We start from the raw sequence: 14,906 nt of genomic DNA, 5'->3' as shown, positions 1-14,906 counted from the left end.
CTCCTTCTTACATTACTGTACCTTCTGATTAAAGTACAACAGCTGCTCCTAAATAGCAATCCATATATGGTTTACTTTAATAAATTATTAAAGTAAGAAGCTTTTACATCCTAAAACATAACTTAGATAGGCCAATGTAAAAAAATTTTTAAACGAGAATTATTGTGTATATATATTACTTATTTGGTAAAATTATTTTGGCAAAATAGCATATAAAAGTTGAGGCTAATTATGAATATTAAAGAACGAAAGGATTTACAACAGGAGTTATTAGGAATTGTTTTCAATATACTGGTAGAAAGTGAAGATAGTATCATAGAAACTATGGAGCTAAGAGCAGTAGAGATAATTAAAAAACTAAAAGAACACATTAATGATGATATAGAACATGGTACAGGATTTGATAGTCAAAAAATGCCAATTTTAGACTGGATCGTTGCTTGTGATTCTCAGAATCATGTTAGACTAAACAACAAGTCGCTATTAAAATTTGAAAAGACAATTAAGGATGTTGGAGGAAGATCAAAGCGAAATTCAAGAGGTTATGTTGGAGGTGAAAGAGAAACATTTCTGAATTTCCACTTCTTTGAAAACGTGAATGAAAGAAGGGCAAGGAACTATGAGAGATTAGATCATATTCTAAATCAACCTCGGAGAGTTCTCCTTAGCAACAGGGATGAAAATATAGTAAGGCAAAGAACGCAAGAGATACTAAATAACATCAGAGATCTTGATAGAGCAGCTGACAGAGAACTATTCTCTGGAAACAGGAGTGAAAGTATAAGAAGACCAGGAGAACAAATGCAGCCAAGTGAAGTATCACTAAATCTCTCCGAAAATAGGGATGAATATACAATAATGAGAGAAAGAAGAAGAGCGGGAAGGCGAATGCGGCCAAATTTTGTTAGACGTGAAAGAGAAGTACCACTTAGTTCAAAAATAGGACAATTAATTGTTGTAGTTTCGTCCATAATTGTAGGTGCTTTCATTGGTACAATGGTTGGTATGGTCATTGCTGGTTTATGTATTGAGCTTTGTGTAATCACCACTGCAGAACCGATTCTTCTCATCATGGGTGCTACTGCTGTTATAGGAGCCATTGTAGCAAGAACTGCTCCTTTATTAAAGCTAATAGAGATGTTTAAAGGTCAAGCTTTCTCCTAGTAGCGGTCTGGAAAGCTCTAATACTGAACATACTTATTTAAATAGGCAAAGAGTTATTTAGAAAAAAATTGGAGAAATGTTCAAGGAAGTTCATTGGTAAAATGCAGAGGTTTAATTATAGCTTTGTAGTTTAGATTCTGGTTGAAGATTTTTATTTTAGCAGTTAAATCAAAGTCAGATCTAATTAGAGAGAGGATCTTCTTATCTCTTCTTTACCTTCATTTTCATTTCTAACAATTTTTTTTCCACTTAATATGTCTTTTATTTCATCTCCTGTTAAAGTTTCAAACTCCAGTAGATTTTCAGCAATGAGCTCCAAGTCTTTCCTACGCTTGGTTAAAATGTCTTTTGCTTTTTCATAGCAAGAAAATACAACTTTCTTTATTTCCTCATCTATAAGTCTTAACGTATCTTCAGAAATTGTCTCAGAATCATGTGTGATTTGTTCACGATTGTGATATATTGGCCCTATTTTGTCGCTCATTCCCCATTTTGTCACCATAGCACGTGATAAATCTGATTATAATGCACCCCATAAACTAGACCAAAAAAAAATGGTTGATCCGAGTAGGAAGGTAAAGGGGTAAAAGTATGGCAACAAAAAAATATGAACCAGAGTTAAAAGCAAAGATAGCTTTGGAAGCAATAAAAAATCAAAAAAGCACAGCTGAGATATGTAGTGAATATAAAATACCATCAACAAATCTATATGATTGGCGTGATAGAGTATTGGCAAGGTTAAAAGACCTATTTGTTGAAGAAAGTGAAAGTGCGAGAAAACAAAGAATCTTAGCGCAAGAAATAGAAAGTTTACATAAAGTAATAGGAGAATTGACAGTGGAAAATAGCTATTTGAAAAAAAAATTACTGAAATAAGCAAAAAAGATAGAGTAAGGTTTATAGAAAAAGATTCTGATCTGTCAATTAGGAAACAGGCTGATTTATTGGGGATTTGCAGATCTAGCCTATATTATAGGCCTATAATTAATAACGAAAGTGAAGTAGCAAATTTGATTCAAGAAGTATATTTGGCTTCTGATTGCCGTTATGGATATCGTAAAATTACTGCTGAAATCATAGCGAGTGGAGTAGTAGTCAATCACAAAAAAATCTTAAGAATTATGAAAAAAATGAAGATTAGTGGGCTGTATTGTAGAAAAAGATGTAATACAAGTATTAAAGAAAAAAAGCATAAAATATATCCTTATTTACTCAAAGATTTGATTATTTGTAGAGTTAATCAGGTATGGGCTACTGATATAACATATATTATGGTAGAAGGTAAGTTTATCTATTTTGTGGCAATAATGGACTTGTATAGTCGCTATATTATTGCTCATTCATTATCACCATATCTCGATGCTGGATTTTGCCTTTATACTCTCAAAGAAGCTCTAAAACAAGGTAAACCTGAGATTTTTAATAGTGATCAGGGGGTGCAGTTTACTAGCTACAACTTTATTATGGAATTAGAGCGTGCTAATATTAAAATCAGTATGGACCATAAAGGACGTTGCTTCGACAATATATTTGTTGAGCGCTTATGGAGAACTTTAAAGCAAGAAGCTATATATTATTATAGACCAAATAGTATCAGAGATTTAAATCTTATAATAAATGATTTTGTTGCTTGGTATAACTATAGAAGGCGACATCAGACTCTACATTATAAAGTTCCTGCTGATCTTTATTATCATAAACAGTAAATGAATATATTGATAAATACTTTAAATGTGTGTCGACGTATTTATCAACATATTCATTTTAAAAATCGGATCACTTTGAAAAAAATGGTCTAGACAAATGGGTGCATTATAGATGCTAGTTTTATATCTGAGGATGCGCCGCTTGTGACTTTATCATAGCCAAAAATTAGCTCTTCTGCCACACGTCCACCCATTGCAACAGTTATATCTGCTAGCATCTTTTCTCTTGTGAGGGACACTCTATCTGTTTCTGGTAGTCTCATAACTAAACCGAGTGCTCTACCACGTGGAATAATTGTTGCTTTGTGTATAGGATCAGAAGGAGGCATATTATCTCTTTCAGCCAAATAAAAACCCAATACATCCTTTTTGCCTTCTTGATCTATACCCAATATGTTATACATGCACTTACTTACACAACAACCGTCTTCTTTCACCTTAAAAAATCATGAATACTATCGGATATATTGATTGTAGTGGACGACTACACCATTCATTGATTATAGGTAGTAATTTATCTGTAATTCCAGATATCTCTGCTGCAGATATTTTTTGCCTCAAGTTCAGTTGTTTACCTTTTTTTTCACTATCTGTGGTTCGCTCTCTATCTCTTGGTGTCAAAAGTTCAAATATTTGTCCTCAAAGTTTTTTCCGTTTCTTCTCTTCTCTTTCAGTGGGTAAATGGTACCTTCCAGACTCGCTTCCAGTAGCCTTGTTACCATCTCTCCCCATCAATGGTCCCGTATAGATGATAGAATATTTGTTTCTAATTCTTTATAGTCTACCAATCCAGTAGTTCCATTTACTTGACTCATGTCAAATCTCCATTTTTTGTTTCTATTTTATTTTTACTTCTCGCTTTGACGCAGTTTTTTGAACGTTCCCCATCATTTGTTTAAATGGTATGATAAAAAACAATAATTTTTATCTTAATGTTTAAGACGGTAGATGCCAGTGTCTAGGCACTGGCATGACACCCATTTCTTTCTATTCAAATAGCCTCTTTAGTATCATCTACTTTCATGACACCATTTGTTCCTATGTTTTTGTCTATCTTATTTTGCTATTCTGCTGCTCTAGATTAGAATACTGATTCTTCTAGAAGTTGTTCACGCTCCTCTTCTATTGCAATAGAGTTATCGTGATTTTTAAATAAATCTCTGATTTTTGTTTCTATTTCATTTGCAATTTCTTTGTTTGCCTTGAGGTAACTTTTTACATTTTCTCTTCCTTGGCCAAGACGCGTATTGTTATATGAATAATAAGCGCCTGCCTTTTCAAGGACACCAAGTTTTGCTCCTATATCTATTATTTCCCCAAGTTTTGATATGCCTTCATTATACATTATATCAAATTTTGCCTCTCTAAATGGAGGAGCGACTTTATTTTTTACAACTTTAACTCTCGTTTCATTACCCGTAATATTCTCTTTATCCTTTATTGCACCAATTTTTCTTATATCAAGTCTTATAGAAGTATAGAATTTTAACGCATTCCCACCGGTGGTAGTTTCAGGATTTCCATATACTACTCCTATTTTCATACGAATTTGGTTAATAAATATCAATATACAGTTTGCTTTTGAAACTGCAGAGGTGAGCTTTCGTAGCCCATGACTTAGAAGTCTTGCTTGTAGTCCCATGTGCTGGTCGCCCATATCTCCTTCAATTTCAGCTCTTGGAGTTAGTGCTGCAACAGAGTCAATAACTATTACATCAACTGCACCAGAACATACTAAATACTCAACAATATGCAACGCTTGTTCTCCAGTGTCTGGTTGTGAAATCACTAAATCATCGGTGTTTACTCCAAGTTTACGAGCATATATAACATCCAGTGCGTGCTCCGCATCGATAAATGCACATAAACCTCCTTTTTTCTGTGCTTCAGCAATTACATGCAAAGCAAGGGTAGTTTTACCAGAACTCTCAGGGCCAAATATCTCAATTATACGTCCTTTTGGCAATCCCCCAACACCCAGAGCTGAATCAAGTGCAATCGACCCTGTAGATATCGTGTCTATTTTTTCTACAGGGTTTTGCTTTAGCTTCATTATTGCACCTTTACCGAATGCTTTTTCAATTTGACTTATTGCATTATCTAGTGCTTTTTGCTTATCATTATTTCTTTCTTCTGGATTATGTGCCATGGATCATTTATTAACTTGTATAGTCTCCATGGTAATTGAACGCAACCAATCTGCCAAGGGTTTTTTAATAACGAAGAACGTTAGTTACCTAAAATTAGATAGATAGACTTTGTAGTGCGATACAAAATAACGATAGAATACAATGGTAGTGGTTTCTCTGGCTGGCAAAAGCAACAACACTCTGCTAACTCAATTCAGGAAACCATAGAAAACGCTATATTTAATTTCAGTGGCGAGAGAGTCTCTTTGCATTGTGGTGGCAGAACTGACACAGGGGTTCATGCTTTAGGGCAAGTTGCTCATTTCAATATGGAAAGGCAATTTGAGCTTTACAGAATAAGAAATGGAATAAACTATCACTTAAAAGCGATTCCTATAGTTGTGCTTAGTGCAGAAGCCGTAGATGATGCATTTCATGCGCGATTTTCAGCAAAAAAAAGATATTATGAATATAGAATAATTAATCGCTACGCTCCTGCAGCTCTGGAAATCGGTTATGTGTGGCAAGTATTTAACCCACTTGACGTAAACATCATGCGTGAAGCTGCTAGACACCTGCTTGGAAAACATAATCTTTCAAGCTTCCGCTCAAAAGATTGTCAAGCTACAAATCCGGTCAGAACAATCGATGATATTGATATAGTACAAAATGGAAGTCACATATACATCAAAATATCTGCGATTTCCTTTTTGCATAACCAAGTGAGGATTATTGTTGGCACTTTAGTTGAATTTGGAAAAAATAGAACTAATCCACAAGAAATGTTAAATATATTAAGTCAATGCAAAAGAAACGCCGCTGGGGTCACTGCGCCGCCTCACGGCTTATACTTAGTAAAGATAGATTACTAGCTTAAGTCCTCATTGGCATCACTATGTATAGTGCACTTGGATCATCTTCATCAGTGATAATTGTAGCGCTATTACCATCTGATAGGCTGACCTTACATTTGTTTTTTATACAAGATAAAGCATCAAGCAAATAACGAGAATTAAATCCTACTTCCATAAGAGCTCCATCGTAATCCACCTCTATAGACTCAGTCGCATCACTGCACTCTTGGGAATTTGAATGTAGAGTTAATAAATTCTCTTGCAATGAAAATTTAATTGATTTTATTTTATCGGACACAACAACGGAAACTCGGTCTATAACACTAGCAAGTTTGCTACTCTCAACAATCATTTGTTTATCTTGAGACGTTGGAATGACAGCTTTGTAATCTGGAAAAGTCCCATCTATCAATTTTGATATTAGAATATACTCACCACATGTAAATTTGATTTTTCTATCTGAAAGTTTTATATTTATCTCATTACAATCACCCAATACTTTCAACAGTTCCATGATAGTTTTACGTGGAATGATCACCCCAAATTCTCCGTTGATATCTTCAGGTTTAGGCCTTTTTATACATGATAAACGGTGGCCATCAGTTGCAACGCAGTACAGAAATTGCTCATCTGTATGCAGATATATCCCGTTTAAATTATACCTTGTATCATCCAGCGACACAGCAAACTTCGTTTTAGTCAACAAGTCTACCAAATCTGCACTTAGTAGAGTGAAATCGTATTGATGATCACCTTCTTCAAGAACAGGGAAGTTATTTGAAACTACGTTCGGTAAAGAAAAATTTGCATTTCCACAGGATATCAATAATTTTCCTTGATTATTCATTTCGAAATTGACATCCAAATTAGTTGGCAATTTTTTCACTATGTCATGTAAAGTATGTGCTGAGATTTTCACTTCTCCTTCTGCTGATACATTTGCAGTAAGTGAGGCAAATATTGAAATGTCAAGATCAGTAGCCTTCAATTTTATGCTGCCATGTTGTGCTTTGATATTTATACACGCTAAAACATCTATCGCGTTGCGCCTTTCAACCACTCCACTTACCCTGGATAGCGTATTTAAAAGGCTTGCACGACTTACACTAAAACGCATTTGTTCACACACAGAACTTTGTTCTTTGATTCCTATATCTACAATTTTTGACATATTAATTCTCAAAAATATATTTTAAATGATATTCATATTCTATGTAAAGTGATATCCATATTTTTGTCTGAGAGACAAAACAGCCTATCTTATACTTTAGTGATCAATAATTTGCTTTGTATGGCATAAGTCATGCATTTTTTGGTACGCTTTTTGAAAGCCAAGCAAGGAATAAGTATCATCAACATTTGCTGTTTTTACTTTTCCATTAACTACCATTGATAATCCCTGCTTCATTTTTAGAATCAAATCTTGGTCCATTTTTGTATCATCTGTCCACGCAAGACTTCCCTGTATTATTGGCAATTGATATTTAATTTTTTTATCGATATTGAGAACTACAGGCTCATTATTATACTGAAAGCCAGAAGTGACGCTCACCTCATCTGCTTTTTTATCAACGTAACTGACCATTACATACGGCTTGCGGTCAGCTGTATAATGTTCACTTTTTTTCTTAGGATGAGATACAATGTAACACACTTTTTCACCATCTTCCAATGCAGTGTACACAAGCCAATCTTTATATTTTTCCTTCAGTTGTACGTTACTAACCGATGCAAGAGTACCTATTGAAAAAAGTATTAGAAATACAAAAAGACTACGCATGTAAACCAAGTTTCAAACTCTCTGATTTTACATGTTGTTTTACCTTACTCATTGCTTGCTTAGCCAATTGTCTTATTCTTTCTCTTGAAACACAATATTTTTTGCTAAGCTCATCCAAAGTCTGAGTACTTTCAGATAAATATCTGCTAATGAAAATGTCTCTTGATCTTTCATTAAGACTTGCCAGCGCATTGCTTAAAATTGTTTCTTTTAATGCCTTTTCTTCATGATTCTGGTAAGCTACTTCTTGACTAACTAAATTACACGGAATCATATCTTGTAACTCCTTTTTAGAGTCATCACCTATTTTTATACAATTATTTAACGACTGATCCTTACAAGCCAAACGATAGTTCATTTGTACAACATCTTCTTCAGATACAGAAAGCTCATTTGATATTGCTTTTATTTCTTCGTTACTCAAAGTTTCTCTGTTTGTGTATTGTAAAATTCTTTTTTTTATTTTTCGTAAACTAAAAAACAATCTCCTTTGTGCTTGCGTTGTACCTATTTTTACAAGTGACCAAGATTTTAATATAAAGTCTTTCATTGAAGCTTCAATCCACCATACTGCATAAGTTGAAAAACGAAACCCTAAATCGGGATTAAACTTTTTCACTGCATGCATTAAACCCATATTTCCTTCCATGACTAGGTCCATCAACAATAGCCCGTAATTCTTAAATTTCATTGCAATTTTTACTACCAAATTCAAATGGCTAGTAATCAACCTGTGAGCAGAAGAAATATCCTGGTATTCTTGCCAATTTTTTGCTAATCGCACTTCCTCTTCTTGGGAAAGCATAGGAAATTTTCGCACTTCAGCAATATATTGCATGAGATTAGTGCTACTATTAACAGATAAATTCGCTACTGGGGTCAACATAATAATTTAAATTAAAACTCCATGTATATAATATATTGATTTTTAGTGAAAAATTCAAGCTTTAATTAAAAAAAGCATAACTTTATATCTAATTAAGATCTTAGCAACATTAAACTTCAACAAGAACTACCTGAATGTAGAATTAAAATTACTAATGTGTAATGATAGGCTATATAATTTAAAATAAACAGTGTGTTATTCCAGTGTTTAAACACTGGAATTCACATTTCTTTTTTCTAGATCCCAGTGTCATGCTACTTGAATGACAAGAAAAACCCACTGGGATAATAAGACAAAGATAGATTAGAAATTAAACGCTACTCCAGCTTCTGCACCAACAGTGCTGTAAAGAACATTTTTGATACCAGTATCATCCTTAGCTGCCTTATCAAAACTAGCACCATAAGAACCGAAGTAACGAGCTCCAGCAAAGAGTTTGATTTCTGGGGTTACATCATAACTAACACCAGCTTTTGCTTGATAAGCAAAACCAAATCCTTTTTGATCTTTAACTGCATCAGCTTTTGAAGGATTGCTGATATATGCTGCACCAACACCAACACCAACGTATGGAGTGATAGGCATATCTTCAATCGCTATATCGTAATAAACGTTAACCAATCCTGAAAATGCTGTTACACTATCTGCAGCCTTGTCATCAGATACTACATCTGCATCTTTACTCAATTGTGAGTAAAGTCCTTCAACATCAACCCTGATATCATCCATTTTATAACCAAATGCACCACCTCCAGCTAGAAAAGATGCTTTTAAGGGACTATTGTTCTCCTTACCTGATTTATATGTAACACCATCAATCTTTGTTTTAAAAGGTAAAACTTCACCGTTGTATTGTAAACGAACGTAGTAGCTAGTTTCTTCATCACTTATTGGACCAATAGGATCTGATGAAAAAGCAGAGTTTGATAGGCTTAGCAACGTCACTAAAGCAGCTGCCGAAAAAAACTTTTTATAATGCATAATTGCCCTCGTTAAAAAAATTAAAATTCCACTTTAGCAGTCTAAATAATAACTAAAGTTAAGTCAAGTGCTAACTTAATAACACAAAACCTTCTGTATCTTAACTAACTTTTAGGAAAATACAAAGATTTTATTAATTAATAAATAGAGTTACTCTACTTTTTTTACTCTTGATCTTCTGACACCTATTTCACTAATGTCTTTTTATCTTCTGATCTGCATTCATCATTGTGAATTGCTGCATATTCATGCAGTAATATGAATGTACTTCATGGAAGTACTAGTATAAAAGGAAAACACTTAGTTACTGCATTAAGGCAAACTTCAGTAGTAAATTTAAAAAGGAAGTTTAAATCCAGGTGGTAACCCCATCATACCTGCAAGATCAGAGGTTGCATTTGCCATATCTTCTTCTGCTTTTTTAATGGCATCATTAAACGCTGCTGTCACTAAATCTTCCACTATGTCTTTTTCTTCATTTCTCATAAGCTCTAAGTCTATGTTTACCTTTTTAGCTTTATAGCCACCTATTTTTATAACTTCCACTAATACAGAAACTTTGCCACCACCAGAAATACCTTGAAACTCTTTTCCAATATATTTTTCTTGGGCTTCCGCAAGCTTTTTTTGCATTTCTTGCGCTTGCTTCATTATTTGACTGAAATCCACAACCTACTCCTTATTTTCTATATTAACTACCTTTGCACCTTTAAACGTATTTAATATATACTTAACTACAGGTGCATAATTTAAATTACTCACTTCCCTATTCATATAACTCGTATCAACTATAATAACCCACTCCTGATTAGTGGCTTGATTTAAGTAACTTTTCAAGTCATTACAAAAATTACTGTTCAAGTTAGACACAGCTTTTAATTTTAAATACCCAAATTTACAATCTATTAATTTTAGATTACTACACAGTTGTTTGTAAAGATAAATTTGGTTACTCCGCCTTAATAGTTGCAAAATCTTATCAAAATCGTAATTTTGTTGTTTATTTTTCACATGGATCCCAGTGTCACGCACTGGGATGACAGAGTGGGGTTTTTCCACATATTTTTTTGGATCCGAGTAGTCAGCTACTTGGATGACAGGGGGGGAAGGTGCAACAGGTCTGCCCTGTCTATTTCCTTGCTCTACATTCTGTGAAAGAATTTTTTTGATCACCTGTTCCGGAGAAGGCAAATCAGAAAGATAACAAAGGCTAATTAATATCATTTCAGCGGCAATTTCATTGCATGTTGAAACCTTTATATCTTGAATACCCTTAAGCAGCACCTTCCACAATCTCGAAAAAAATATTAAAGACTTTTTTGTACTCAAATCTTTTACTCTGCTCTTCTCATATTCTGTATCAATCTCTTTTGTAATTAAAAAACGGCATATTAACTGGATTGTTTGCAGTAGATCTTCAAAAATATTGAGCGGATTTGCTGTTTTTACCACATTGTCGAATACTAACAAAGCCTTCTGTAAATCACTATCTAATACTGCTTCCAGTAGATCAAATATAACGTTTCTATCTACTAGACCAAGTATGTCTTTAACACTTTGAGTGGATATTGTACCATCTTTGCTATATAGCACTGCTTGATTCATCAAAAATAAAGCGTTACGCATTGAATTGCTACAGTGGTGCGCAATTAATTCCGATGCTTCTTTTTCAATAAAATAATTTTCTTTTTGTGCAATATCATTTAAACGCTCCATTATCTTAGCTGAAGGAATGTTATGTAAGTCAAACCTTTGACAACGTGCAATAATAGTTATTGGTATCTTTTTTATTTCTGTAGTTGCCAGAATAAACTTTACGCTAGATGGTGGTTCTTCTAGAGTTTTAAGTAATGCATTAAATGCATTACTGGATAACATGTGTACTTCATCTATAATGTAAACTTTAAATTTAGAACTTATTGGTAAATAGCAAATATCTCCCAAGATCGCTCTAACATCCTCAACACTAGTGTGACTTGCCGCATCGATTTCAACTACATCTGGATGGCTTGAATTTTTTATTGCCAGACAACTTGTACATGATCCACAAGGTTCAAAAGTTGGCCCCAATGAGCAGTTCAAACATAAAGCTATTATTCTTGCAGTGGTGGTTTTACCAATTCCACTGCTACCAGAAAGCAGTATAGATTGTGGAATTTTGTTGAGAGTAAAAGCATTTTCTAGTATACGCACCAATATATCTTGACCTACTAAATCTTTAAAGCTACTAGGACGATATTTTAATGCTATGTTCATAGCCTAGAATAAAACAAATAGTACAAATAGGTATGCAACCCAAAAAGATTCTGATATGGTTGCTTCATTTCTGACCTGACCAAGTTACAGAATTTTTGCCTGCATACCTTATAAAAGGTTATACTTTTTTTTTTTTTTAGCAAGGTATATTCTATATTAGTCTTATAATTTATATGTTAGACCTTTTGCAACATTACTTTGGAGTAAACAGCTGTTACCTAAAATACTCTTCTTCTGTCATCCCAGTGCCCAGACACTGGGATCCAGAAAACTTAATTTTAAATGAATACATTAGGCTGTTGTATAATAAGAACTGGATTCCAGTGTCAATCACTGAAATGACACCCTTCCGGTGGGGATTGCTCTCAAACTACAATGTTCGTACAGTTGTACTGGGATCCAAGTATAAAAATATTTGGAAATTACACAATGGACAATGGATTCTAGGAATATATGTTAAAAGTAATGTCCATAATGAAATAAGCTGGATTCCAATGTCACGTACTGGAATGACAACATATAGGTATTGGAATAACAAAAGAGGAATATTATGATTTTATATCATTTTCCTCTTTGTCCGTTTTCACGAAAAGTTAGAGCTCTTCTCAAGGAAAAAAAGCTGAGTTGTGATTTGGTATATGAAAATCCATGGGAAAAGCGGAATGAATTCATGGAGATCAATCCAATCGGACAAGTACCAGTATTAATAGATAATAACTTTGTAATAGCGGATAGTAATGCCATTTGTGAATATATAGAAGAGACTTACAATAGTGACGTCAAATTACTTGGTTCATCAACTATTATTAAGTCTAAAATACGCGCTTTAATCAATTGGTTCGATAGCAAATTTTACAATGAAGTTACTAAGTATATTATGAATGAAAAAGTAATTACTAACCGCAGCCCTGACTCTAGATTTCTTCATGCAGCTCAGCATAACCTGCCTTGCCATATGGAATACATCGAACACTTAATTAACAAGAACGTTTGGCTTGCAACCGATAAGTTCACTTTAGCCGATATTACTTTAGCATCACATATTTCTATAATAGACTACGTAAATAGTTTCCCATGGGAAAAAAGTAAGATTTTAAAAGAATGGTACTCCATTGTTAAATCAAGGCCTTGTTTTCGCGAAATATTATTAGAGAGAGTTTTTGGCTTAACTCCCCCTAGACATTACGCTGACCTTGATTTTTAACTTGCGTTAGTTTTAAAGCTACAGTCATTCCTTCGTCAGTAGGAATCAATATGGAGAAATATTTTTTTTCATCTGACAATCTATCATTAAACTCTCTCATAGCATGCCATGACTTTTCTGATACTTCTTTTGGAGGAGATTCTAAAAATACTGTATCAAATAATAGAGTGTTATCTGCAACGATTAGCCCATCTTGTTTAATGTATGACTCTGCCCAATCTAAATACTTAGGATAACTACTTTTATCAGCATCGATGAATATCATGTCAAATGGTGCCTTTGCTGATAATTCATTAATTTTTTCCAGTGCATCACCTTCTATTAGAGTAATTTTATCACTTAGATTAAAAGCACTAAAATTTTTTTTTGCTATTCTTGAGTGTTGAGGATTATTTTCTATTGTATATATATGACCATCTTTCGGTAAAGCTTTTACCATACAAATTGACGAATAACCATATAACGTGCCAATTTCAACTATGCTTTTAACTTTATGGATTTTGATAAATAAATTTAATAATTTTCCTTCTTCAGGAGTGATTTGAATACGTTGTTTCTTATCAAGAGTACAATGTTCTTCTACTTTTTTATACTCTTTTGCAAATAAGCTTCTTATGTACAACGATTTTCTGCTAAAGTTATGACGCATTAAGTTTTATAATATAAACTAAGGAGGTTTAATCTATATAAGATTTATAAATATAACAATAGGGTTAAGAATAATAAATTTTTTTATTTTAAGTTGTTATTTTATAAAGTAAAATTTTAAGTGACAAAGATTATTATATATTTTACTATAGTTAACCAGTATAATAACCAATTGTTATACTAGAATTAAGGGATCGTTTATTTACATCTCTCTTAAAATGTAATTTTTATAATCAATTAGAGGGGGTTATATGTCTTATAACATTGCTAACGAAGTTGAAACGTTAAGCAAGAAATCTAATAATAATGAAGGAGTGAAATTACTGCACAATCCAGCTTATCGCGAGAAGTACAAAGAACGCTTTAACGAAGCTCAGAAAAAAGTTATGGATATGGTCCAATTTTATGATGGAACGATAGTATTAATAGAGAATAAAATTGCTATGTATTATTATGCTTGGCACAGTAAAAAAAGAGAGTTTGAGCGTAAAAAGCAACAAACAGTATCAAAAAATAATGATTCAGCATAGGGTTTTTATATGGTAAGCTACAGTGTTATTACTTCACTATAGCTTTTCCATATAACTCATCTATTACATTAGTGAAGTATTCCAGCTCTCTATACCCTTCATGTTTGATTTTACCATTCTCTACATATGATTTGTCATCGTTAAGCTTGATGATGAATACAGGAGTAGCTGTGATATCAAGTTTATTAATTGCAAGTGATTTATCATTTATAATTTTGTCCATCATCTTTTTATCATTAATGCATTGGTTAAATACATCTTGCTTCAAATTGCTTAGTGCAGCAATTTTTTGTAGTATAGTTAAATCACTAAAATTAGAGTAGTTCCACGAGTCTATTGCATTAAACACAGCTTTGTTAAAATTAAAATAGTCTTCTTCTTTTTCATAGCAATAACTTAGCATTGCAGCTTTTAATCCTCTGTAATCTAGAGGAAAATGACGGAATATGTATAACATCTTACCTGTATCTATGTACTTTTCTTTGATTTTAGGAAAAACTTTCTTATGAAAAAGAGAACAGTGATAACAAGTGAGCGAAGCATATTCTATCATTAAAATTGGTGCTTTTGGATCACCTAATAATTTATCATCAGGCAGTAGTGACAGTAGTTCTTTTGATGTTATTTCATCAGTTTTTTGAGTGTTGGGTAAGTTTTGTTCAATAGCTGCATAAGAACTAACACTTATAAAAATAAGTAAGAACAATAATCTAAAAATCATTACAATGGAAACACTTAACTTATTAAAGAATTTATGCATTTATATAA

General features: G+C 33.1%; 13 protein-coding genes, 1 other RNA gene and 5 pseudogenes. 6 read left to right on the top strand and 13 right to left on the bottom strand.

The window, feature by feature from the left end:
• The first annotated feature begins 231 nt into the window (after window positions 1-231).
• A pseudogene (locus OOK99_RS00355) lies at window positions 232-1,225 on the top strand (hypothetical protein).
• Between the two features lie 123 nt (window positions 1,226-1,348).
• On the opposite strand, the pseudogene OOK99_RS00350 reads toward OOK99_RS00355, so the two are convergent.
• Window positions 1,349-1,684: pseudogene (locus OOK99_RS00350) on the bottom strand (ATP-dependent zinc metalloprotease FtsH); the annotation flags it as partial.
• 71 nt (window positions 1,685-1,755) lie between these two features.
• Here OOK99_RS00350 and OOK99_RS00345 point away from each other — a divergent pair.
• A protein-coding gene (locus tag OOK99_RS00345; protein WP_214303219.1) for an IS3-like element ISWpi17 family transposase occupies window positions 1,756-2,870 on the top strand; the annotation gives its coding sequence in 2 pieces (ribosomal slippage) (window positions 1,756-2,029 and window positions 2,029-2,870; 1,116 coding nt in all).
• Window positions 2,871-2,980: 110 nt separating this feature from the next.
• On the opposite strand, the pseudogene OOK99_RS00340 reads toward OOK99_RS00345, so the two are convergent.
• The 3 genes and pseudogenes from OOK99_RS00340 to recA form a co-directional block, all read right to left on the bottom strand.
• Window positions 2,981-3,202 (bottom strand): annotated as a pseudogene (locus OOK99_RS00340) (ATP-dependent zinc metalloprotease FtsH); the annotation flags it as partial.
• Window positions 3,203-3,685, bottom strand: a pseudogene (locus OOK99_RS00335) (transposase); the annotation flags it as partial.
• 266 nt (window positions 3,686-3,951) lie between these two features.
• Entirely contained in the window at window positions 3,952-5,019 is a 1,068-nt protein-coding gene (gene recA, locus OOK99_RS00330; RefSeq protein ID WP_264719839.1) for a recombinase RecA, read from the bottom strand.
• A gap of 114 nt (window positions 5,020-5,133) precedes the next feature.
• Here recA and truA point away from each other — a divergent pair, with 114 nt between their 5' ends.
• Window positions 5,134-5,871 carry a tRNA pseudouridine(38-40) synthase TruA gene (gene truA, locus OOK99_RS00325; protein WP_264336495.1) on the top strand — a complete coding sequence of 246 codons (738 nt, stop codon included), beginning with the start codon at window positions 5,134-5,136 and terminating at the stop codon, window positions 5,869-5,871.
• A gap of 1 nt (window position 5,872) precedes the next feature.
• Here the strand turns inward: truA and dnaN are convergent, their stop codons facing one another.
• The 7 genes from dnaN to ffs form a co-directional block, all read right to left on the bottom strand.
• Complete coding sequence (gene dnaN, locus OOK99_RS00320; protein WP_010407054.1) at window positions 5,873-7,024, bottom strand: DNA polymerase III subunit beta; 1,152 nt, start codon at window positions 7,022-7,024, stop codon at window positions 5,873-5,875.
• A 96-nt stretch (window positions 7,025-7,120) separates the two neighbouring features.
• Window positions 7,121-7,633 (bottom strand): invasion associated locus B family protein, encoded by a 513-nt coding sequence (locus tag OOK99_RS00315; RefSeq protein ID WP_064085618.1) that lies wholly within the window; start codon window positions 7,631-7,633, stop codon window positions 7,121-7,123.
• Entirely contained in the window at window positions 7,626-8,519 is an 894-nt protein-coding gene (locus OOK99_RS00310) for an RNA polymerase factor sigma-32 (RefSeq protein ID WP_264719838.1), read from the bottom strand. Before OOK99_RS00310 ends, OOK99_RS00315 begins: the two co-directional genes overlap by 8 nt.
• Window positions 8,520-8,822: 303 nt before the next feature.
• Entirely contained in the window at window positions 8,823-9,500 is a 678-nt protein-coding gene (locus OOK99_RS00305; protein ID WP_264719837.1) for a P44/Msp2 family outer membrane protein, read from the bottom strand.
• Between the two features lie 336 nt (window positions 9,501-9,836).
• Window positions 9,837-10,151, bottom strand: coding sequence for a YbaB/EbfC family nucleoid-associated protein (locus tag OOK99_RS00300; RefSeq protein WP_006013488.1), 315 nt, complete (start codon window positions 10,149-10,151; stop codon window positions 9,837-9,839).
• 21 nt (window positions 10,152-10,172) lie between these two features.
• Complete coding sequence (gene dnaX / locus OOK99_RS00295) at window positions 10,173-11,756, bottom strand: DNA polymerase III subunit gamma/tau (RefSeq protein ID WP_264719836.1); 1,584 nt, start codon at window positions 11,754-11,756, stop codon at window positions 10,173-10,175.
• A 16-nt stretch (window positions 11,757-11,772) separates the two neighbouring features.
• Window positions 11,773-11,871: signal recognition particle sRNA small type (gene ffs / locus OOK99_RS00290), an RNA gene on the bottom strand.
• Window positions 11,872-11,980: 109 nt separating this feature from the next.
• On the opposite strand from ffs, the pseudogene OOK99_RS07025 reads away from it, so the two are divergent.
• Window positions 11,981-12,103 (top strand): annotated as a pseudogene (locus tag OOK99_RS07025) (WPE palindromic element domain-containing protein); the annotation flags it as partial.
• A 203-nt stretch (window positions 12,104-12,306) separates the two neighbouring features.
• Entirely contained in the window at window positions 12,307-12,960 is a 654-nt protein-coding gene (locus OOK99_RS00280) for a glutathione S-transferase family protein (RefSeq protein WP_006013494.1), read from the top strand.
• Here OOK99_RS00280 and OOK99_RS00275 read toward each other — a convergent pair.
• Window positions 12,932-13,609 carry an O-methyltransferase gene (locus OOK99_RS00275; protein WP_264330884.1) on the bottom strand — a complete coding sequence of 226 codons (678 nt, stop codon included), beginning with the start codon at window positions 13,607-13,609 and terminating at the stop codon, window positions 12,932-12,934. The two genes, OOK99_RS00280 and OOK99_RS00275, sit on opposite strands and share 29 nt — an antisense overlap.
• A 250-nt stretch (window positions 13,610-13,859) precedes the next feature.
• On the opposite strand from OOK99_RS00275, the gene OOK99_RS00270 reads away from it, so the two are divergent.
• Window positions 13,860-14,138 (top strand): DUF2671 domain-containing protein, encoded by a 279-nt coding sequence (locus OOK99_RS00270; RefSeq protein WP_007302334.1) that lies wholly within the window; start codon window positions 13,860-13,862, stop codon window positions 14,136-14,138.
• Between the two features lie 28 nt (window positions 14,139-14,166).
• Here OOK99_RS00270 and OOK99_RS00265 read toward each other — a convergent pair whose 3' ends face one another.
• Complete coding sequence (locus tag OOK99_RS00265; RefSeq protein WP_010403910.1) at window positions 14,167-14,859, bottom strand: thioredoxin domain-containing protein; 693 nt, start codon at window positions 14,857-14,859, stop codon at window positions 14,167-14,169.
• Window positions 14,860-14,906: the final 47 nt, after the last annotated feature.

This window comes from Wolbachia endosymbiont (group B) of Eucosma cana (assembly GCF_947250645.1).
GTDB lineage: Bacteria > Pseudomonadota > Alphaproteobacteria > Rickettsiales > Anaplasmataceae > Wolbachia.
Note: the sequence above shows the minus strand (reverse complement) of the source record. Positions and strands in the feature narration are given on the sequence as shown.

Excerpts from the sequence above, each read along its gene's own strand:
- recA (WP_264719839.1), bottom strand. The coding sequence starts at position 5,019 with ATGGCACATAATCCAGAAGAAAGAAATAATGATAAGCAAAAAGCACTA.
- dnaN (WP_010407054.1), bottom strand. The coding sequence starts at position 7,024 with ATGTCAAAAATTGTAGATATAGGAATCAAAGAACAAAGTTCTGTGTGT.
- OOK99_RS00315 (WP_064085618.1), bottom strand. The coding sequence starts at position 7,633 with ATGCGTAGTCTTTTTGTATTTCTAATACTTTTTTCAATAGGTACTCTT.
- OOK99_RS00310 (WP_264719838.1), bottom strand. The coding sequence starts at position 8,519 with ATGTTGACCCCAGTAGCGAATTTATCTGTTAATAGTAGCACTAATCTC.
- OOK99_RS00305 (WP_264719837.1), bottom strand. The coding sequence starts at position 9,500 with ATGCATTATAAAAAGTTTTTTTCGGCAGCTGCTTTAGTGACGTTGCTA.
- OOK99_RS00300 (WP_006013488.1), bottom strand. The coding sequence starts at position 10,151 with ATGAAGCAAGCGCAAGAAATGCAAAAAAAGCTTGCGGAAGCCCAAGAA.
- dnaX (WP_264719836.1), bottom strand. The coding sequence starts at position 11,756 with ATGAACATAGCATTAAAATATCGTCCTAGTAGCTTTAAAGATTTAGTA.
- OOK99_RS00280 (WP_006013494.1), top strand. The coding sequence starts at position 12,307 with ATGATTTTATATCATTTTCCTCTTTGTCCGTTTTCACGAAAAGTTAGA.
- OOK99_RS00275 (WP_264330884.1), bottom strand. The coding sequence starts at position 13,609 with ATGCGTCATAACTTTAGCAGAAAATCGTTGTACATAAGAAGCTTATTT.
- OOK99_RS00270 (WP_007302334.1), top strand. The coding sequence starts at position 13,860 with ATGTCTTATAACATTGCTAACGAAGTTGAAACGTTAAGCAAGAAATCT.
- OOK99_RS00265 (WP_010403910.1), bottom strand. The coding sequence starts at position 14,859 with ATGATTTTTAGATTATTGTTCTTACTTATTTTTATAAGTGTTAGTTCT.